This window comes from Tepidisphaeraceae bacterium, assembly GCA_035998445.1.
Lineage (GTDB): Bacteria > Planctomycetota > Phycisphaerae > Tepidisphaerales > Tepidisphaeraceae > DASYHQ01.
Genome location: DASYHQ010000052.1, coordinates 99,912 through 117,842 on the forward strand (window position 1 = coordinate 99,912; position 17,931 = coordinate 117,842).

Here is a 17,931-nt window from a genome sequence, read left to right on the forward strand (position 1 = left end):
GCCGCGTGGTTATCGATGCCAGTCGGTATCGATAACACCGGTCTGTGCCTACGCTCATAACTCCCCGCCTCGCGGCCGGGAGTTCTTCCCGGCGACTGAAGCCAACGCCTTTATCTCTCCGGGAAGCATTTGGTGGGTGGTCGGCCCTGACCTCATGCTTTGTTGCGTTTCGCGCTAGCGAAAGTCGCATGGAATGGCCTTTTATCAGGCAAATTCCCGCGATTCGCCGCGCCCAAGCTACGCCTGTAGCTCAATGGCAAGAGTGCCGGTCTTACATACCGGCGGTTGCTGGTTCAAGTCCAGCCAGGCGTACTGCGGAGAAGCTGCGCCCATGAAGCACCGGCGTGCTGTTAGCTCAGAGGTAGAGCACTCCGTTGATAACGGAGAGGTCGAAGGCTCGAACCCTTCACGGCACATATGTTTGGCGCGTTCTATAGAAACGTTCCATATTGCATCGGAAGCTCAAACGGATGAGCGCCGGTCTACGAAGCCGGTGGTTGCAGGTTCGAATCCTGCCCGGTGCACTACGTGCTACAGGTGGTGGCATCTAATGGGAACGCACTCGTAGCTCAATGGCAGAGCTGCCGCCTCTTAAGCGGAGGGTTACAGGTTCAAGTCCTGTCGGGTGCACTGGATCGGTATTGGAGCCTCGCGTGAACGAGATCAGACGCAAACGGTGGCCGGTTTAGCGGCGCACCGGTAGCTCAACCGGCTAGAGCCACCGGCTTTTAACCGGAGGGTTGCGGGTTCGAATCCCGCCCGGTGCATGAAGGACGGACGGTGGAAACGGTCCAGTAGCCCAACTTGGCAGAGGCGGCCGTCTCAGAAGCGGCTTGTTACAGGTTCGAATCCTGTGTGGACCATCGAAGTGTTTGAACGAGTTCGTGTTGCGGAAGCTCAAACGGATGAGCGCGGCCCTCCGAAGGCCGAGGTTGAAGGTTCGAGTCCTTCGCGCAACGCCTGAGTACATCCTGGGCCTGTCGTCTAACGGTAAGACCGCCGGTTTGCACCCGGCGAATGAGGGTTCGATTCCCTCCAGCGTCCACTGAGGTGCCGCTCCGGTAGCCCAATGGCACGAGGCGCGCGGTTGAGAGCCGCGTCGTTGCAGGTTCGAGTCCTGCTCGGAGCATGCGAACGAATGGCCGCAGTAGCCCAACGGCAGAGGCGGCGCTCTCAAGAACCGCGCAGGTGCAGGTTCGACTCCTGCCTGCGGCAATGGTGAAAGGAACGCGATCATGCGTAGTGACGGATCATCATCATCTACCTACGGAGGGTTAGCCTAACTGGTAAGGCACTCGTCTCGAAAACGAGCGTGGCACGATTCGCCTTGGGGGTTCGAGTCCCTCACCCTCCGCTGAACGCATCACGATGTGATGCGCCTGGAGGGTTGGCAGAGTGGCCGATCGCGCCGTGTTGCTAACGCGGATCCCGGTGAAAATCGGGACGAAGGTTCGAATCCTTCACCCTCCGCTGAACGTGAGTTCTTTGACAAGTTGCGTCCTTGTTCGTTGCCGCCATGGCTCAGTGGTAGAGCGCCCGGTTGTCAGCCGGTGGGCATGGGTTCGATTCCCATTGGTGGCGTTCCGCGCGGCGGAAGGGTGTTGAGCGCCCGCCGACCCGCGCACTGCACGGTACTGCCAGCGGCCCGCCACGCGATCCACGTCGCGACGATGCGGCCACGGCGACCGTGCGTTCCGCGGACTTAGCTCCAACGGTAGAGCGGCGGTTTGAAGCACCGCGTCGTTCCTGGTTCGAATCCAGGAGTCCGCATTAGGTAAGGCTGAAGGTGGAAGGGTGAAGGATGAAGTAAGAGAGGAGCGAAGTTTCGCCATCCGATCTTTGTCATCCTTTATCCCTCTACCTTCATCCTTACCCCCACGCAGTGGTAACTCAACGGCAGAGTGCCGGTCTTCCAAACCGGGAATGCGGGTTCGAGTCCCGCCCATTGCTTTCACGCCTCAGTAGCTCAATTGGCAGAGCACCGCCCTCGTAATGCGGTAGTTGCTGGTTCGATTCCAGCCTGTGGCTTTGCATGCATGTTGTGGATGATTGACAGGAGCGTAGCTCAAAGGCAGAGCGGCGGCCTCATAAGCCGTAGGGTGTTGGTTCGAGTCCAACCGTCTCCTATTGGATTGCCGATTTGAAATTTGCGATTGCCGATTGAGAAGCCTACGCATCGGCGGCGCTTTTCCTCAATCGCAAATCGGCAATCAACAATCGGCAATTGAAATACTCAGGGATAGTTTAACCGGTAGAACCCCTGGCTCTGAACCAGGCCCATGAAGGTTCGAATCCTTCTCCCTGAACTTCACCCGGCGCGGGCCCCTGGGGCGGGACGGCCCTCGCCGGCGAATGAGCCGTCGTCCAACCGGCAGGATGCTGGGCTTTGATCCCGGAGATCGTGGTTCGAATCCATGCGGCTCAGCTTTGAGATGACCGACCGATACCCATGTAGCTCAATCGGTAGAGCGTGCGACTGTTAATCGCATCAATGGTGGTTCGAATCCATCCGTGGGTGCTTTCCGTGTATCGCTCCCGTCATCTAAAGGTCAGGACGACCGGCTTTCAACCGGAGAATGTTGGGTTCGAGTCCCACCGAGAGTGCTTGCGACATCAGCCTGTAGCTTAACTTGGCAGAGCACGTGCCTCGGGCGCACGGGGGTGAAGGTTCAAATCCTTCTAGGCTGACTGTTTCTGATAGGTTCCCACGCGTAGGTGGCAGAGCGGCAAATGCAGCGGCCTGTAACACCGCCGGCCTTCGGGTCTACGGGGGTTCGATTCCCTCCCTACGCATTCGTGATACGCCGTCAGTCCCATGGCGGGACGCTGGTCTCCAAATCCGGAGTGGGCAGGTTCGATCCCTGCACGGCGTGCTGGTACGAGAAGTCGACGACCGCGTGGTCGAGTGGTTCAGGCGACGGCCTGCAAAGCCGGTCTACGCAGGTTCGATTCCTGCCGCGGTTTTCGGAGAGGAACGTGAACGAGGACGCAGCGATCGCGCAATGGTGGCTGTAGCTCAATGGCAGAGCGCCGGACTGTGAATCCGGACCGCGTGGGTTCGATTCCCATCGGTCACCCTGCTTTTTAACCCGAAAGGATGGACGACATGGCAACTCAGACGATCAACGACAACCAGGTGCTGCACGCCCGCTACGGTGGGCGCAGCTTCGACGTGCCGCTGCAGGCGCTCGACCTCACCGGCGCATCGCCCGACCGCGAGGTCAAACAGCGACTGGCCGGGTACCTGGAGGTGAACCCGCGCCAGCTCGACGCGTACGTGGTCGACCGTCACACCAACGGCAACCTCACGCTGCGGCCGGAAGCGGTATTTGGATGAAGGACGCAACGATCGAAGGAGACACACAGAGTCCGAGGCGGCTGGCGCGCTGCGCCCAATGACGAGAGCATACAAACGGAACGACTGGCGGTTTCATTCGCCGTCAGTCGAAGGTTCGACTCCTTCCGGCCCCTTCTCGCTATCACGCGGGGCCGGTAACACGCTTCCGCAACTTGCGCAGCGCGTCAGCCGCCTCGGATGAGATAGGAAAATCTGATCGCGATCGTGCCAAACGGCATGAGCATACAAACATTGACTCGAGTGGTTGCAGGTTCGAATCCTGCCGGCCGCTTATGTAGTGGCCGTAGCTCAAATGGATAGAGCATTCGAAAGTTTACCCGGCTCACGTGACTTGCACGGGCGCGATCAGAATGCGGTACAGAATTAGTGAGGAGTGACAGAGAAAACAGTCGTGAACCGTATGCGTGCGTCCGCGCCCAACGGCCGGAGCATACAAACCCTTCCAGAGGTGGATGTCGCGGGTTCGAATCCCGCCGGGTGCATTGGTCTTGATCAGACGCGTCCGTAGCTCAGTGGTAGAGCGCCAGAAACGTGGCTCAAGCGACTCGCGCGCACGCCCGCATACGGTTCACGACGAAACGGACATCAGGGACGAGCTAGCGCCCAACGGCGAAAGCTTACACACAAGTGCGGGTTCGACTCCCGCCGCTCCACCATGTGGGGTGTCGTCTAACGGTAGGACACAGGTTTTAGGAGCCTGCAACAACACGCTTGCGCGACTCGCGCAAGCTCGTGCCTGATTTTGTACAGGTCAAGCGCCCACGCCCGCATCCGCGGCATTCGGCACTTGGCATTCGGCATTTTTGAACGAGGGAGGTCATCACCATGGAACGCAACGAACAGGACATTCGGATCGAGCTGCTGAACACGCTGCTCACCACGCCGCACCGCAAGTTGGAACAGATCCACCCGGTGCACGCGAACATCGTGAAGACCGACCCGCGGTTCTACGTGCAGCTGGCCGCGTGGTACGTCGACCACGGCGACGTACGCGACCACAAGGAGATGTTCGTGGCGATGCTGTCGCTCAGCGACTTCCCGGGTCACCGCGAGGTTGGCTTGGCGATGCTGCGCGATCTGCCGCCGTACCAGGTGGGGCGCGTGCTGGATTTCGTGAACGGTCGCAAGACCACGCGCAAGGTGCCGGTGAAGCCGACCGGTAAGGCCAAGCAGCGGTCGCAGCGTCAGCAGCAGCAGGCGGCCCCGGCTCGTCCGGGTTTCCTGCGTCGCATGGCGCGGAAGCTGCGCCACCAGCAGGCGGTTCCGGTAGCGCAGGCCGAGGTTCAGGTACCGGTGGCAACGCCGGCGCCGGAGCTGAAGCCGCAGTTCCGTCTGGAAACGGAATCGTTCGGCCTGTTCCGCAGCCCGCCGCGTTCGATGCGCACGGAGATCGTGCGTTACCTGCGCGAGCGCGAGGCGGACGCCGACTGGTTCGACAGCACGGTGCTGTCGTCGCGCAAGTCGCTGAAGCGCATGTACGCCCTGTTGCACGTGCAGCCGGGCGAACGGGCGCAGCGCATCCTGTTCGACGACAACCCGCCGGCCGACAGCCGGCTGTACGCCCTGCGTGCCCTGGCCAAGGCGGCGACGCCGATGGAACAGGCGCAGGCGATCGTCGACAACGCGATCCCGTACCGGGTGGCGAGCACGGTGGTGCGGCAGATGACGCCGACCGTGTTGGCTGCGCTCATCGACCGCATGAGCCCGCAGGAGCTGATCAACAACGTCGCCTCGCTGAGCAAGCGCGGCGCGATGGACCAGCCGGAGCTCAAGGCGCTGATCGAGCAGAAGCTCGAGCAGGCCAAGGGCGCCAAGCGGGTGAGCGCGTTCAAGGCCGAGACGGCGATGGCATCGGCCAATGTGTCGGCCGACGTGCGGGCCAAGCTCGAGCAGGTCGCCGACGCGCAGGTGAAGGCGAAGGGCTCGATCAAGCGGCCGACGGCGTTGCTGATCGACAAGTCGGGCTCGATGTCGGTCGCGATCGAGCTCGGCAAGCGCATCGGCGCAATGCTCAGCGCGATCACCGAGGCGGAGCTGTACGTGTACGCGTTCGACACGATCGCGTACCCGGTGGCCCGCGGCGGGGACGACTTGGCGTCGTGGCACACGGCGCTTGCGGGCATCAACGCCGGTGGTGGCACCAGCTGTGGTGTCGGTGTCGACGTGCTGCGGCAGCGGCGGCAGTACGTCGAGCAGATCATCCTCGTGACCGACGAGGGTGAGAACAGCGGCCCGCTGTTCGTGCCCACGTTGCAGCGGTACTGCGCCGAGATGCGCGTGCAGCCCAACGTCTGCATCGTCCGTACCCCGGGCGCGGTGACGCACCTGGAGAACGCGTGCAAGACGGCCGGCGTGCCGGTCGACACGTTCCAGTTCAGCGGCGACTACTACGCGCTGCCGAACCTGGTGCCGCTCATCAGCCGTCCGAGCAAGCTCGAACTGCTGATGGAAATCATGATGTACCCGCTGCCGAAGCGGCGGGTGGCCTGATGTTGAACCGGGCAGGCGCGGAAACGCGCTTGCCCGGCCGCATCGGCACGAAATGAAGGAGAACATCCGATGCGCGAAGATATGGCGAAAGTATTGGTCGAACGCCCACGGATTGGGCGCGGCCTGAAGTATCCCCGTGGTGCGGGTCGCGAACGCCTGGAGAACCGACCTACGCGCGAGCCCATTAAACGGCCTCACCGCAACCGCGAGAAACACTTGAACGAGAACCTCGCGCCGTTGCGCCGGTTCCTGCTCGGTCATGTCGGTCAGCCATGGGACAAGGTCTACAGCGAGATCTGCGAGCGAATCAACCGCAACTCGGCGGTCCAACTCCACATCTGGCAGCACCTGATGTGGGAGGTGACCCGCGATCCAATTCAACTGGAGCAGCAGTGGGAACGGCAACGGCGTTATGGGCACTATGGACGTGACTGGCTCTACGTCGATCCGGAAACACGCTTGCTTGCATTGTCCCGTCCGAGTGGGCGACGCTCGCACGTGGCCAGAGCGCTCCCGGCACCGTTCGTGACGGAATTGGGAGTCAGGGCGTTCAAGCGGATCAATGGCGTGTGGTACGAGATCCAACTTCGACCCGTCGAGCCGAACACGTTCGACGCCTGGGATGTGTTGCTCAGCCACAGGACCGGCTACCGATCCCGCAAGGTGAACGTGAACGAGCTGAAGCATAGGTACGGGCGCGCCGTCTGCGCAACCGCAAAGCGGCCGCTGACCCGGCAAGAGATACGGACACTGTTGAGCGAAATGAATCAAGTGCGGCGATGAAGACCAACACTAACATCCTCAACCTCATCAACCGCCTGGCGGTCGAGGAAGCGGCGTTCCTGCGCACGCGGTTCTTGGCGCCCGTCGCCCAGGGTGGCTTCGTGCAGGTGCGGATCGCCGGGGCGGTGTGTCGCGTGCGTGTGCGGCCGTTCGCGTTTACGGGGTGGGGCGTCTTTAAGCCGGTGTCCTACTCGATGGCCGTGCTCGATCGCCCCGCGACGCTGTGCGAGCGGGCGGCTTACCTCCAGCTGTTCCCTTCGGCGCGGTTCGTTCTCACGCAGAAGGACGGCGACGCGGATACGTGGTTCGGCCAGCCCGCGCTGGGCGATGACCGGTTCGCGTTCGATGGCCTCGTGCCGATTTGCAGCGTCGATGATGGCGAGCTTTTCGATACCGTCGTTGCCCGGTTCGACGGCAGCCGCTTCTGGTTCGACGGGATCGACCCCACTGCCGACCCGGTGACGGGGGCGTACCTGCGCGAGGCGATCGTGTCGATGCGCGATCCGCGGCGCATCGACCGTAAGGGCCTGACGCCCGAGCAGCGGCTGGCGTACACCGCAAATCACGCCGAGCGCCTTCGCCGGCAGGTCGCCGATCGGCGTGCCAACGGCGAGTACCGCCTGCGCGAGGCAATCGCGCACGCCGGGGCGGAGATGCGCGCCTTCAGCGAGCTGAAGGACGTCTACCGCGTTACCTACACGGTGGACGGCCGGCGTCACACGAGCGTCATTCGTAAGAACGACCTGACGGTGCAGTCGGCCGGTATCTGCTTGAGTGGCGAGGATCGAAAGTTCGACTTGGCGAGCTTGGTCGGCGTGCTACGCGCCGGCCAGCAGCAGGGTGAGATCTTTCACGGACTGCAAGTTTGAGGTGAGCGATGGCCACGATTACCGCACGACATGTTGAGGAATGTTGGGTGCTCACCGGCCAGCGGCGCGGCGGTGTCGGGATGCTCCGCCGTCGCCGCCATTCGATCGGCGAACCGACGACGGTGGCGTTCGACGCGCCGTGGGTGCTGTCGCGCGAGGAATCGCACGGCGACATCCTGGGCTTCCTGCATACGCATCCAACCGGTCCCGCGGCGCCCAGCCGGCGCGACCTGCGCACGATGCGCGCCTGGACCGACGCGTTCGGCAAGCCGCTGCTCTGCCTGATCGCGGCGCCTCGCTGCATGGCGGGGTTCGTGTTCGACGGTGGCGATCATCATGCGGTTGCGCGCATCGTTCAGTTCGACCGCGGATTGACCGTGGCGGTCGAGTAAGGAGTGACCATGGCCGGCAAGTTCCATCATGAAGCGATCTACCGTGGCCCCGATGCGCTCGCTAAGCTGGCGCAGGCGCGGCTGGTCATCTGTGGGGCGGGCGCGCTCGGATCGAACCTGGCCGAGACCTTGGTGCGGCAGGGGGTCGCACGGCTGCGCGTCATCGACCACGACCGGGTGGAAGAGCACAACATCGGTACGCAGACCTACGGCCAATCCGATATCGGTCAGCCGAAGGTGGACGCGCTGCGCAAGCACCTGTTCCGCGCAACCGGCGTTGAGGTCGACGCGATTCGTAAGGAGTTGAACGCTGCCACCACGCGCGCGTTGTTGAAGGATTGCGACATCGTCGTCGATTGCTTCGACAACACCGCCTCCCGTCAGGCCGTGCAAGATCATGCGCGGCAGGCGAAGGTGGCAACGTTGCATGCGGGGCTGTTCGCCGACTACGGCGAGGTGATTTGGGACGAGCAGTATCGCGTCCCGCGCAACGTCGCCGGCGACGTCTGCGACTACCCGCTGGCCCGGAACCTCGTGACGCTCACGGTCGCTATCGCGGCCGAGGCCATCCTGCGTTTCGTCATCGCTGGTGAGCGGAAGAACTGGTCGATCACGCTGCGCGATCTGTCAGTCAGCCAACTGAATGACCGGTCCGCCGACGGCGGACCTGCAGTCTAAGACAAGCTCGGCGGCGCATGCTGCTGCTTCCTCAAACCATGACGGTCCGGCGTTGTCTCACGCCTTGCCATGCTGCCAAAGCTGAACTTGCAATGCTCGGCTCAGTTGGGTGCTTGCATTGTTCGCCCGGCACTATGGCTAGGATTGCCGTCACGGCGTCAAGCCAAAGGGGCCGTTTGTCTCGCGTGGTGCCACTCATCGGACGAATAACGGAATCGTTCAATCCGATTCGTCCAACCGTCCAAGCCTGCCGGCCGGTTGCGTGGCAGTATCTCATTTATGACCAACACATACTCCTCTTCCGAGTTGACGTCCTATGTCCTAGCTCCCGAGCAGATCGAGGCGTACCGCCGCGATGGGTTCATCAACCTGCCGGATGTGTTCGTCGGGGCCGAACTGGCGGAACTACGCGATGTGGTGGCCGGTGCAGTGGACGCCGAATCGGCCGCGCCAGAGTTTACGCCCGACGGAAAGCTGCGCCCGAAAGGTGCGTACGAGCAGATCTTCAAACAGAAGGTGAACCTCTGGCAACGGCATCCCGCCGTGGCACGGTTTGTCACCTCAAGGCGGCTGGGAAATCTGGCGGCGCAACTGGAGGGGGTACCGATGCGCCTGTGGCACGATCAGGCGCTGTTCAAGGAACCCTCGACGAACAACAACAAGACGCCTTGGCACCAGGATGCGCCTTACTGGCCGCACCTGGACATGTGGCGCCAGACGACGATCTGGATCGCGCTGAAGGACGCGACGGTCGTCAACGGCTGTATGGCGTTCGTCGGCGGCACGCACAAGATCGGCCCCGTGCCGGCGATCAACCTCGGCGACCCGCAGGACATCTTCGACTACGCGCCGCACATCAAGCCGGTGAAGCCGAAGGTGGTCGAGCTGAAGGCCGGCAGCGCGACGTTCCACAACGGCCTGACGTTCCACTACGCCGGCCCAAACAAATCCGATGGCGTGCGCGAGGCGTTCGCAATCATCTACATGCCGCACGACACGACCTTCAACGGGAAAGGCCACATGGTGACGGACGGGTTAGGGCTGCGCGAGGGTCAGCCGCTGGACATGGACTTGTTCCCACGCGTCTCCGATAAAGTGTAATTTCCCGCGTGCCCGCAGGTAGCAGGCATCGCTCACAGTCCACGGAAGTTCAGATGCCACGCCCGATCTGCTATCACTGTTCCCTCGCTTCGCTTGGGCCGAATGTGGAGCAGTTGGGGCGTTAACTATGGTGCCCGTAGACGGCGCGGTACGTCATTGGCGACATGTTTCTGTGGCGGTGGAACATGCGACACAGATGGGGGGCGTCGGAGTAGCCCAAGATGAACGCAATGTCGGTAACCGAGTAGCTCGGGTCCATCAGCAACTGGCACGCGCGGTGAACCCGACGGAGCTGAAAGTAGTCGCTGATCGTCCGGCCCGTCGCGCTGCGAAACAGCTTGCTGAGGTAATCGCTGGATAATCCCACCTGTTCCGCCAAAGCGGCCACGTCCAGAGGCGCGGCGGTCTGCACAAGTCGTTCCACGTGGCAAATCGACTTCCAGAGTTCGGCCCGCATGGGCGTCTTGGACGGTACCGTGCGTGCGTACGCCCGACTGAGCCGCGCCAGCACCTTAAGAAAGGCACCGCGGACCAACGTGTTCTGGGTGGCAGCGGCGGCTTCTTCACCATCGATGTCGCGCAGGTCCACCTCGATCGCAGCTCGCTCTGCAGGCGTGAGCGCGAACTCGACGACGTCGGGATTTCCCTGCATGCCGATCACGCTGTTGGCGAGAAACAGCTCAACGAGCCCTGGCTCCGTCCACAGCAGTGCGAGATCGGCCGCGAGCCACTCGGCCAAGTAGTAGACGTTGATCACGCTCGTGTCGGTAATGGGCCTGATCGCGTGAACGCCGGGCGGCGGTACCACGATCACCTGACCCGCCGCGACCCGCGTCTGTCCCATCGCTGTCTCGTGCCACGCCTCCCCCACGACAATTAGGCAGATCTCATGGTACGCGTGATCGTGGCGTGCGACGACGCTCGGAACGTCCAACCACTGCACGCGCACGGGCCGACGGCCCGATAAGGCTACGTCGTCCTGGGAAATCGTCTGCGTTGCCGTGAAAGCCATTTCTATAGCTCGCGCGATGTGGTCGGCGCTGGCGTCCAACGGGCATCGTAGCACTTGCAGAGCCGCGTTCATCGCTTACACGGATACTTTATAAGAGTTTGGCACGCTGGGTCCAACCTGCGGCCTGCGAAGCCGCCTCGAAAGAAATCAGCCCCATTCCCGAGGTCGTAGCTGACATCGAGTTCGACAACGCATAGGCCGTTGGTCGTGAACGTCGCCGAGGGCGCTGACCCCATATGCCATCTCGCCATTGCTGATCCGAGTCGCACTCTACTCATCGTACCTTGCCAGTGAACTCTACCTCGCCGCCATGGGCGGGAATGTCGATCATCCAGGAGCCATCGGCCTGCTGCTCCGCCGAGCCCCTGGTCGCTTGGAGCGTTCCGGGGAATGAGACGCGCGCGACAAGACCAGTGGTAGATCGGACCGTTGCGTAGATGCGATCGTCCCGCAAGGTCAGAGCGAGGGTGGCAGCACCAAACAGGCGCAGGCCGTCTAGTTGGAGCGAGCGCCACGCTTTCGGCAACGCGGGCAGGAGCCGGATCTCGCCCGGTCCGGACTGGACGAGCATGGCGTACAGGGCATCGAGCCCCAGGAACGGCGTCTCAAGGCACAACCCGGCCTCTCGGTAGAGGGTCGTGAACGTAAGGCTGCGTAGGAAGTCGCGGAACTGCTCAATCGCGGCTTCGCCCCTGCCAAGACGCGCGTACATTGCGGCGGCAACGGCGTGGGACCAGCCGGCGAGTTCGCCGCGGCTCAGCCAGTGCTCGATCGACCGCAAAACCCTCGCCGCGCTCTCGGGGGGGCCACAGTCGATATCACCGACGGGCCAGATCCCTAGCAGATGCGAGAAGTGACGGTGGCCGCGGTCGAACACGACGCCACGTCCGACGGCGAACGTTCCGGCGGCGTCGAGCGGATAATCGACCAATCGCCCGACGACGTCCCGCCATTCGGCCGCGTCCGGATCGTCTGGGCATCGATCCGCTAGCAGGCCGCAGGCCCAGCGCAGTAGGGAAAGGTCGTAGTGACAGTCGGCCGCGGCCTTGTACTCGGGGGAGAACGTCTCTCGCAGGTGCCACTTGCCATCGTCTCCCTCCAGCAGCAGCTGCGCATACAACTTGACCCCACGGCGCAGCAGTGGGATGAGGCGAGTGCGAATCGCGTCATGATCCCCCGCGTGCTCCAGCAGCCACCAGACGGTGTGGAGGGCCCACAGCAGATTGCCAGCTTCGCGCCCCTCTAGCGTGGGGTCGGCTTCGTTGGCGATCATCGTCACGGGTGAGTCGAGATCGAAGCTGCTGGCTCGGCCGATCGCCAGCGCGCCCGTGTCCTGCCAATCCTCCGGCAGGTTTCGCCGCAGTTGCTCGACGTTCCGCTCCAGGATGCGCAATAGTGGGGCGGCCAACTCAGTCCGGTTTCCGGTCGCCAGGTGCCGGTACATCATCTGCGTGTTCAAGTTCCACCAGATGCCCGGCCAAGGCGTGTGGCAGTACCACGGGCCCAGCAGGTCGAGCAGTTGAAGGTGCGGCCGCATGAGGCAGCCGATCTTGTACTGCTGCAGCCACCAGAATCGCTCGGTCTGCGGATCATCGGGCAACTTGAGCGCCAGCCGAGAATAGTGCTGAGACCACCAGTCCCGGTGCTCTTCTACCAACGTGGCGGGATCGCGTTCGCGCGCGTCACGAATGGCTGAGACGGGATCGAAAGCGCCCGCCGCCTCGACGGGGTGAGAGTAGGCGAGCGTTGCGTGGAAGCGGCCTTGCTGCGGTGCCGTGCTGTGCTGTGTCCATGCGACGGTGTAACTGCGGCCGCCGCCGATGCTCTGCTCGTGGAGGGCAATGTCATCCTCCTGGGTCCGGCGGGCGGGTGGATGTGGGTCGTATGTTGCCGATTCTTCATAGTCGACCCGGCCAAGCACGCGGACGACACCCGCGGGCGCGGGCAGGAAGTTGATCGCGGCCGGTACCTCATCACCGTAAGCCGTTTGCTCAATCATCAGGATCGGCCGCGTCGCATGGACGATCGCTCGCAACTCGATCCGCCCGCGCGACGTGAGCACGGTTCCGCGCAGCTCCGCCACCGCCAAGTTCAATTCCATCTCGATGGCATCGATGGTCCCCGCCGGCCGCAAGGTAAAGCGCCCCACCATGAACCGCGCCGACGTCGGTCCCTCCGGGATGCGGGGCACCGGCTGCGTCAGGTCGGCCCGATTGAACGCGAACAGGATTGTGTTCGCGTTGCCGTCAAACCGGTCGGGCGATTGCCGATGCACGACCGCGCCGATCAAGCCGTTGCCGAGAATGGGCCCGTCGAAGAAGTACCCCGACAGCGCCTCCCATCGCGGCCAATGGTGTGCCGGCGGGAGGCGATCGTCGTCATGGAAGGGTGTCGACTCGCTCATCAATCATCACTCCAGGATTACGTGCATCGATCAAGGCAATCGTGCGATGCTGTGGAGGCGGTCGCCGTAGTGACGGCCGCGCACCTCCAAGCAGCGACATCGGTGACGACCGTCCTTCGAAGCAGGGGGCCACGGCCGATCGGGTTTGCGTGCGGCTGGCATTGTGCCACCGAAAGCCATCGCGCGTCCAACGGACGATAATGTCATCGGACGCGGGAGTCGGAGGCGAATCATTCGGTCGAAGTATTGTGCGATCTTCAGTTTCAACACTGGCAACGTGCCGCCGGTATAGACCGTCACAACGGCTTTAGCACAAGTATCGGTACTCAGGATTGGTGCGCCGCCTCACATCAATTGGCGGTTGCGGCATTTGTGCCAAAAACGGGAGAGCCCATGAATCGTATCCAGGCAGCGGTCTGCGTCGTGTCGTCAGTCCTGCTACACGGGGCGTGTCTGGCGGCGGAACCGGTATGGGTTGAGGGCGAGTCGGCGACGGCCGTATCGGGCGCCGACGTGAAGCCAGGCAGCTCGCGGCCCGGCATCCTGTCGGCGGGACAGTGGATGACCTTCTCGACAGACGAAGATAACACCCCGACCGACGGTGTGACGTTGGCTTACGACGTGAACGTGCAGTCGGCCGGTAAGTACGTGCTCTGGGCCCGAGTTGGCTTTGAATGGGTGCGCGCCGACCTGGCGTTCCGTGTCGATGGTGGCGCCTGGCAGGAAATGCCGGCCGATCATGCGACCACTAACGTGGTGGAACTGGCGGTGTGGAGCGAACTCGCCTGGGATCAAGGGCCCGTTTTGGACCTGTCGGCCGGCCAGCACAAGCTGGAGGTCCGCTTCACACGGCCGGAAAAGAACGACCGGTTCATCTTCGGGCTCGACTGCATCGCGCTGATCCCCGAGGGACTGCAATGGACACCGGACAACACGCTCAAGCCCGGCGAGACCTACAACGCCGACGTCGATCAGCAGGCTGCAAAGGTGATCCACGCAGTGCCTGCATCGTCGGCCGAGGCACGCATCGAAGTGCCGTTGAGCGAGTTGTGGCAGGTGGCGCGCTTTGACGACCCGAACATGGATGCGGCCCCCTACAAGCCCACCAAGGAGCTGCCGGAAAAGCAGCTGCATTGGCGGGGGATTAAGGTGCCGGCCGATGCATGGACCGAACGGCCAGAGCTATCGTTTGGCCATCGGGTGGCCTACCGGACGCGGGTGGATGTGCCGTCTGATCTCGACGGCAGATCGTTCCTGCTGCACTTCGGCGGCCACGCGTGGATCACCAGCGTCTTCGTGAACGGGCAGTTCGTTGAAGGCCGGCAATCGACGATGGTGCCGATGGACTTTGACATCACGCGCGCCATCAAGCCAGGGCAGACCAACACGATCGAAGTGGTGATCAAGGGGGCGTACTACGCCATCGACCATCAGCCCGGCCAGCTCAATCGCAGTCGCAATCAGCCGCGCACCGAGCAGTTCCTCAAGTACTTCAAGTGGATCGACTGCACCTATCCCACCGGCAAGATTGGTGGCGAGGCCATCCAGACCGGCCTGACGCGCCCGGCCACGCTGATCGTCGCCGGTCCCGCCTACACCTCCGACGCCTTCGTGCGCACCAGCGTGAAGGACATGCGCCTCGACGCCGACGTGGAGGTCACGAACCCACAGGGCCAGGCGATGGAGGTGACCCTAAAGACCGAGGCGGTGAACGACCGCACCGGCGAGGTGGAGAAGACATTCGCCCCGCGGACGCTCTCGATCCCAGCCGGTGGAAAGGCGTCGGCCGCGATCGGTGATAAGTGGGCCGATGCGAAGCTCTGGTGGCCCTCCGAGTCGATCAAAGATATGCCCACATGCTACCAGTTGCGCACGACGCTGCTGGTGGACGGCAAGCCCGTCGATGTCCGCAATACCCTCTTCGGCTTCCGCGAGTTGGCGGTGGACGGCCGACACGTGACGATCAACGGCATTCGCTGGCGGCCGCACATGTGGAACGCGTGGGGACCCACGGGTTCGGCTGCGGCGCTGGACGAGTACTTCCGCTGGAACAACCGCGGCATGCGCATGAACGCCCTCGACACTGAGGTGTTCGACCGCAGCGGCATCCCCGGCCGCATGAGTTCAGCGTGGGAGGGGATGTTCGGCAACGTCGCGCTGGAGAACCCGCGGATGTGGGAGAACTGGAAGCTCCACATCGCCCAGCAGGTCAAGGCACATCGGAACAGCCCGAGCATCTGGAACTGGGAGGTCGGTAACGAGGTCGGCATGATCACCGGCCGGCTCTTCTTCGGCGACAAGATCGCCAAGCACGAGAAGCAGATGGCCGAGGTCGTCGAGGTGGCAAGGCAGCTCGACCCGACCCGGCTTGCGGTCGAGAGCGGCGCCGGCGATTTCGGCGGGCTCAACGAGGTGAACAGCTGGCACTATATGACCGGCGAGTTCAGGACGCCGCGAGAGTTCTACGAGTACAACATCGGTGCGGTGTCGCAGAAGCGCGAGGGCGACATGCAGACCCTCTACCGTTGGGATGGGAACCGCCCGCAGATTCAAGGCGAGGAGTTCTACTTTCCCGGCATGGGCAACTTTGCGTGGTTCGGTGGCCCGAAGGTCTACCGCGGCAAGCAGTTCCGCGACGCTGCCGGCGGCAAGTATGGTCGCATCTACACCGAGGGCGGCCGCTGGCAAGACGTGTACATGTTGAATCCCTGCACTGGGCCGCTGCCGACGATCGAGAAGTCGATGGCGGCTCAGGCGGTGTTCATCCGGGAGTACAACAGCGCCTTCTATCCTGAGGCAACGGTGACGCGGACGATCAAGGTCTTCAACGACACGCGCTCGAACGCGACGCTCGACTTCCGCTGGCGCGTCGAGTTCAACGGGAACGTCGCCGACCAAGGTCAGAAGTCGTACGAGTTAAAGGCGGGCCTGAATCAGGAAGACACGATAACGGTCCGTATGCCGTCGGTGCAGGAGCGCACGGACGGCAAGCTCATTCTCGAGTTGTTCAACGGCGAGACGCGCGTCTTTGAAGACAGCCGGGCCATTGCCGTGCTGCCCGCTGCGGCGCCTGCCGCACTGTCGGCCGAGACGCTGGCCGTGTTCGATCCCCAAGGCAAGGTGGTGGGATGGCTCCAGCAGCGCAAGGCGCCGATGGCCGCTATTGACGATCTGGGCGCGATCCCGGCCGGCGCGAAAACCCTGCTCGTCGGGCCCGGTGCCATCACGGCCGAGAATCATCAGTCCGTTGCAGCGGCGTTGCGACAGTTCGTCTCCGCCGGGAACACCGCTATTGTGCTGGAGCAGGCCAACCCGCTTCGCGAGGCGGACTTGCCCGTCGCTGGCATCCTGCTCGCCGGTAAGGAGAAGGGCAAAGCGGCTCGCCCCGAGTGGGAGAAGGTCGGCGGCCATACCGGTGCGATCGCTCACCCGATGGCGCTCGCACACCCCGTGCTGAACGGGCTGTCCCCCGACGACTTCTTCACGTGGGCCGGCGCCGATCAGCTCAACTACCGTCTGAGTTACGCTACGCCGCCCAGCGGGTCGGTCAATCTGATCCAAGCAGGTGAAGACCTGTCGCTGGCCCCCATGTTCGAACTGTTGGTCGGTCGCGGATCGTATCTGCTGAGCCAATTGCTGGTCGGCGACAAACTGGGATCGGATCCGGTTGCCGATCGCCTGCTGACCAACGCCCTGAGCTGGGCCGCCGCACGCGCAAACGCCACGGCGACGCGGACGGTCGTGGTCGCCGGTGACCCGGCGTTCGCCGCGTACGTCGATGGTCTTGGCATCGCGCAGGAGAAGAGCCCGGACGTGAAGGCGGCGCTGGCCCTAGATGCGAACGTGTTAGTCGTGTCCGCCACACCGGCGAACCTGCGAGCGCTGCTCGATAACGCGCCGGCCGTCCAAGCAATGGCTGAACGTGGCGGCTGGATCATGCTCGCCGGGCTTGATGAAGCGGGCCTGGCCGCCTTCAGCAAGCTGGTCGGCATCCAACACCGCATCCGCCCATTCCGCAAGGAAAGTGCGCTCATCGACGCGATGGACGACGCCCTCACCATGGGCATCTCCGACCGCGACGTGCAGCAGATCGATCCGGAGGTGATCATGCCTTGGACCGGCACGCATCGCGTTTCGGGCAAGTTGTTCAGCAACGTCGTGGACGCCTCCGACGAGATCGCCTCGTTCGCGAAGGTCGGTAGCTTGAAGGAGGGCAGCGACCTGCCGCTGACCGACGGGCTGACAGCACAGACCTTCTGGCGCTACACTCAGTATCTCTCCGCAGACGGCGGGGAACAGGTGACGTTGGAGCTCGATCGTCCGGACACGATCAAGGCGATCGAACTGTGGCAGAGCGATGCCTACATTTGGGCGAAGGACATCGAGGTTCTCCTCGACGGCACGGCGGTGACGCAGTTCACCCTGAAGGACCAGATCGGCTGGCAAACGATCGAGCTCCCGCCGACGCAGGCGAAGCAGATCGCCATCAAGCTGCTCTCGACCTACCCGCCCGCGAAGGAGGTCAGCAACCAGCTGGTGACATTCGACGAGTTGCGCATCCGTCGCGAGTTGCCGGCAGACCATGCCAAGCGGGTGATTCCGCTCACGACGCCCTGCGGAATCGTGAAGTACCCGATCGGCAAAGGTGGCGTTCTGCTGAACCAGGTGCGCTACGATGGCGACGACCTGCCGGAGAACCTGGCGAAGAAGAAGTTGCTGTTCTCGGCGCTGCTGCGGAACCTGGGCTCGACCTTCAGCCAGTGATGGGGACGCCGGGGGCCACAGCCTAAGCGTGTGATCCAATGCGCCCGGCCCCACCCTCTGGGCTAGGCGCGCAAACGCCC

General features: G+C 63.2%; 10 protein-coding genes and 25 tRNA genes. 33 read left to right on the forward strand and 2 right to left on the reverse strand.

The window, feature by feature from the left end; genetic code table 11:
* The first annotated feature begins 239 nt into the window (after nt 1–239).
* The 32 genes from VGN72_20100 (at nt 240) to VGN72_20255 (ending at nt 9,671) form a co-directional block, all read left to right on the forward strand.
* A tRNA-Val gene (locus VGN72_20100) sits at nt 240–312 on the forward strand.
* Between the two features lie 32 nt (nt 313–344).
* Nucleotides 345–416 (forward strand) — tRNA-Ile (locus VGN72_20105).
* A 35-nt stretch (nt 417–451) separates the two neighbouring features.
* Nucleotides 452–524, forward strand: a tRNA-Arg gene (locus VGN72_20110).
* Between the two features lie 34 nt (nt 525–558).
* Nucleotides 559–630, forward strand: a tRNA-Lys gene (locus VGN72_20115).
* 63 nt (nt 631–693) lie between these two features.
* Nucleotides 694–767: transfer RNA gene (locus tag VGN72_20120), tRNA-Lys, on the forward strand.
* A gap of 21 nt (nt 768–788) precedes the next feature.
* Nucleotides 789–863 (forward strand) — tRNA-Leu (locus VGN72_20125).
* 23 nt (nt 864–886) lie between these two features.
* Nucleotides 887–959 (forward strand) — tRNA-Arg (locus tag VGN72_20130).
* Nucleotides 960–973: 14 nt separating this feature from the next.
* A tRNA-Ala gene (locus tag VGN72_20135) sits at nt 974–1,045 on the forward strand.
* 10 nt (nt 1,046–1,055) lie between these two features.
* Nucleotides 1,056–1,129 (forward strand) — tRNA-Leu (locus tag VGN72_20140).
* Between the two features lie 12 nt (nt 1,130–1,141).
* A tRNA-Leu gene (locus VGN72_20145) sits at nt 1,142–1,215 on the forward strand.
* A gap of 53 nt (nt 1,216–1,268) precedes the next feature.
* Nucleotides 1,269–1,354: transfer RNA gene (locus tag VGN72_20150), tRNA-Ser, on the forward strand.
* Nucleotides 1,355–1,381: 27 nt separating this feature from the next.
* Nucleotides 1,382–1,470 (forward strand) — tRNA-Ser (locus VGN72_20155).
* A gap of 40 nt (nt 1,471–1,510) precedes the next feature.
* Nucleotides 1,511–1,581, forward strand: a tRNA-Asp gene (locus VGN72_20160).
* Between the two features lie 115 nt (nt 1,582–1,696).
* Nucleotides 1,697–1,770 (forward strand) — tRNA-Phe (locus VGN72_20165).
* 109 nt (nt 1,771–1,879) lie between these two features.
* Nucleotides 1,880–1,950, forward strand: a tRNA-Gly gene (locus VGN72_20170).
* A 5-nt stretch (nt 1,951–1,955) separates the two neighbouring features.
* Nucleotides 1,956–2,028: transfer RNA gene (locus VGN72_20175), tRNA-Thr, on the forward strand.
* A gap of 26 nt (nt 2,029–2,054) precedes the next feature.
* Nucleotides 2,055–2,127, forward strand: a tRNA-Met gene (locus tag VGN72_20180).
* A 106-nt stretch (nt 2,128–2,233) separates the two neighbouring features.
* Nucleotides 2,234–2,306 (forward strand) — tRNA-Gln (locus tag VGN72_20185).
* A gap of 47 nt (nt 2,307–2,353) precedes the next feature.
* Nucleotides 2,354–2,425: transfer RNA gene (locus VGN72_20190), tRNA-Gln, on the forward strand.
* A gap of 20 nt (nt 2,426–2,445) precedes the next feature.
* Nucleotides 2,446–2,518 (forward strand) — tRNA-Asn (locus tag VGN72_20195).
* Nucleotides 2,519–2,614: 96 nt separating this feature from the next.
* A tRNA-Pro gene (locus VGN72_20200) sits at nt 2,615–2,688 on the forward strand.
* A gap of 21 nt (nt 2,689–2,709) precedes the next feature.
* A tRNA-Tyr gene (locus tag VGN72_20205) sits at nt 2,710–2,793 on the forward strand.
* Nucleotides 2,794–2,801: 8 nt separating this feature from the next.
* Nucleotides 2,802–2,873: transfer RNA gene (locus VGN72_20210), tRNA-Trp, on the forward strand.
* A gap of 18 nt (nt 2,874–2,891) precedes the next feature.
* A tRNA-Cys gene (locus tag VGN72_20215) sits at nt 2,892–2,964 on the forward strand.
* 41 nt (nt 2,965–3,005) lie between these two features.
* A tRNA-His gene (locus tag VGN72_20220) sits at nt 3,006–3,077 on the forward strand.
* A gap of 29 nt (nt 3,078–3,106) precedes the next feature.
* Nucleotides 3,107–3,337, forward strand: coding sequence for a hypothetical protein (locus VGN72_20225; protein ID HEV7301676.1), 231 nt, complete (start codon nt 3,107–3,109; stop codon nt 3,335–3,337).
* Nucleotides 3,338–4,183: 846 nt separating this feature from the next.
* Nucleotides 4,184–5,848: a hypothetical protein gene (locus tag VGN72_20230; protein HEV7301677.1), complete on the forward strand. Its 1,665-nt coding sequence runs from the start codon at nt 4,184–4,186 to the stop codon at nt 5,846–5,848.
* A 69-nt stretch (nt 5,849–5,917) separates the two neighbouring features.
* A complete protein-coding gene (locus VGN72_20235) occupies nt 5,918–6,631 on the forward strand; it encodes a hypothetical protein (protein HEV7301678.1) in 714 nt (237 codons plus the stop codon).
* Nucleotides 6,628–7,500, forward strand: coding sequence for a hypothetical protein (locus VGN72_20240; protein ID HEV7301679.1), 873 nt, complete (start codon nt 6,628–6,630; stop codon nt 7,498–7,500). The genes VGN72_20235 and VGN72_20240 overlap by 4 nt, the downstream gene beginning before the upstream one ends.
* Before the next feature lie 8 nt (nt 7,501–7,508).
* Complete coding sequence (locus tag VGN72_20245; GenBank protein ID HEV7301680.1) at nt 7,509–7,892, forward strand: Mov34/MPN/PAD-1 family protein; 384 nt, start codon at nt 7,509–7,511, stop codon at nt 7,890–7,892.
* A 9-nt stretch (nt 7,893–7,901) separates the two neighbouring features.
* Nucleotides 7,902–8,570, forward strand: coding sequence for a ThiF family adenylyltransferase (locus VGN72_20250; protein HEV7301681.1), 669 nt, complete (start codon nt 7,902–7,904; stop codon nt 8,568–8,570).
* 279 nt (nt 8,571–8,849) lie between these two features.
* The gene (locus VGN72_20255; GenBank protein ID HEV7301682.1) at nt 8,850–9,671 is read left to right on the forward strand and encodes a phytanoyl-CoA dioxygenase family protein; all 822 of its coding nucleotides are present in this window, start codon (nt 8,850–8,852) and stop codon (nt 9,669–9,671) included.
* Between the two features lie 121 nt (nt 9,672–9,792).
* Here the strand turns inward: VGN72_20255 and VGN72_20260 are convergent, their stop codons facing one another.
* Complete coding sequence (locus VGN72_20260) at nt 9,793–10,683, reverse strand: helix-turn-helix domain-containing protein (GenBank protein HEV7301683.1); 891 nt, start codon at nt 10,681–10,683, stop codon at nt 9,793–9,795.
* Nucleotides 10,684–10,957: 274 nt separating this feature from the next.
* A complete protein-coding gene (locus tag VGN72_20265; protein ID HEV7301684.1) occupies nt 10,958–13,087 on the reverse strand; it encodes a hypothetical protein in 2,130 nt (709 codons plus the stop codon).
* Nucleotides 13,088–13,480: 393 nt separating this feature from the next.
* On the opposite strand from VGN72_20265, the gene VGN72_20270 reads away from it, so the two are divergent.
* Nucleotides 13,481–17,851, forward strand: a complete 4,371-nt coding sequence (locus VGN72_20270; GenBank protein HEV7301685.1) for a hypothetical protein — start codon at nt 13,481–13,483, stop codon at nt 17,849–17,851.
* The last annotated feature ends 80 nt before the right edge of the window (nt 17,852–17,931 follow it).

Bases quoted from the DNA above. Each gene is read 5' to 3' on its own strand.
- VGN72_20255 (HEV7301682.1), top strand. From the start codon at position 8,850: ATGACCAACACATACTCCTCTTCCGAGTTGACGTCCTATGTCCTAGCT.
- VGN72_20230 (HEV7301677.1), top strand. From the start codon at position 4,184: ATGGAACGCAACGAACAGGACATTCGGATCGAGCTGCTGAACACGCTG.
- VGN72_20240 (HEV7301679.1), top strand. From the start codon at position 6,628: ATGAAGACCAACACTAACATCCTCAACCTCATCAACCGCCTGGCGGTC.
- VGN72_20265 (HEV7301684.1), bottom strand. From the start codon at position 13,087: ATGAGCGAGTCGACACCCTTCCATGACGACGATCGCCTCCCGCCGGCA.
- VGN72_20245 (HEV7301680.1), top strand. From the start codon at position 7,509: ATGGCCACGATTACCGCACGACATGTTGAGGAATGTTGGGTGCTCACC.
- VGN72_20270 (HEV7301685.1), top strand. From the start codon at position 13,481: ATGAATCGTATCCAGGCAGCGGTCTGCGTCGTGTCGTCAGTCCTGCTA.
- VGN72_20225 (HEV7301676.1), top strand. From the start codon at position 3,107: ATGGCAACTCAGACGATCAACGACAACCAGGTGCTGCACGCCCGCTAC.
- VGN72_20260 (HEV7301683.1), bottom strand. From the start codon at position 10,683: ATGGCTTTCACGGCAACGCAGACGATTTCCCAGGACGACGTAGCCTTA.
- VGN72_20235 (HEV7301678.1), top strand. From the start codon at position 5,918: ATGCGCGAAGATATGGCGAAAGTATTGGTCGAACGCCCACGGATTGGG.
- VGN72_20250 (HEV7301681.1), top strand. From the start codon at position 7,902: ATGGCCGGCAAGTTCCATCATGAAGCGATCTACCGTGGCCCCGATGCG.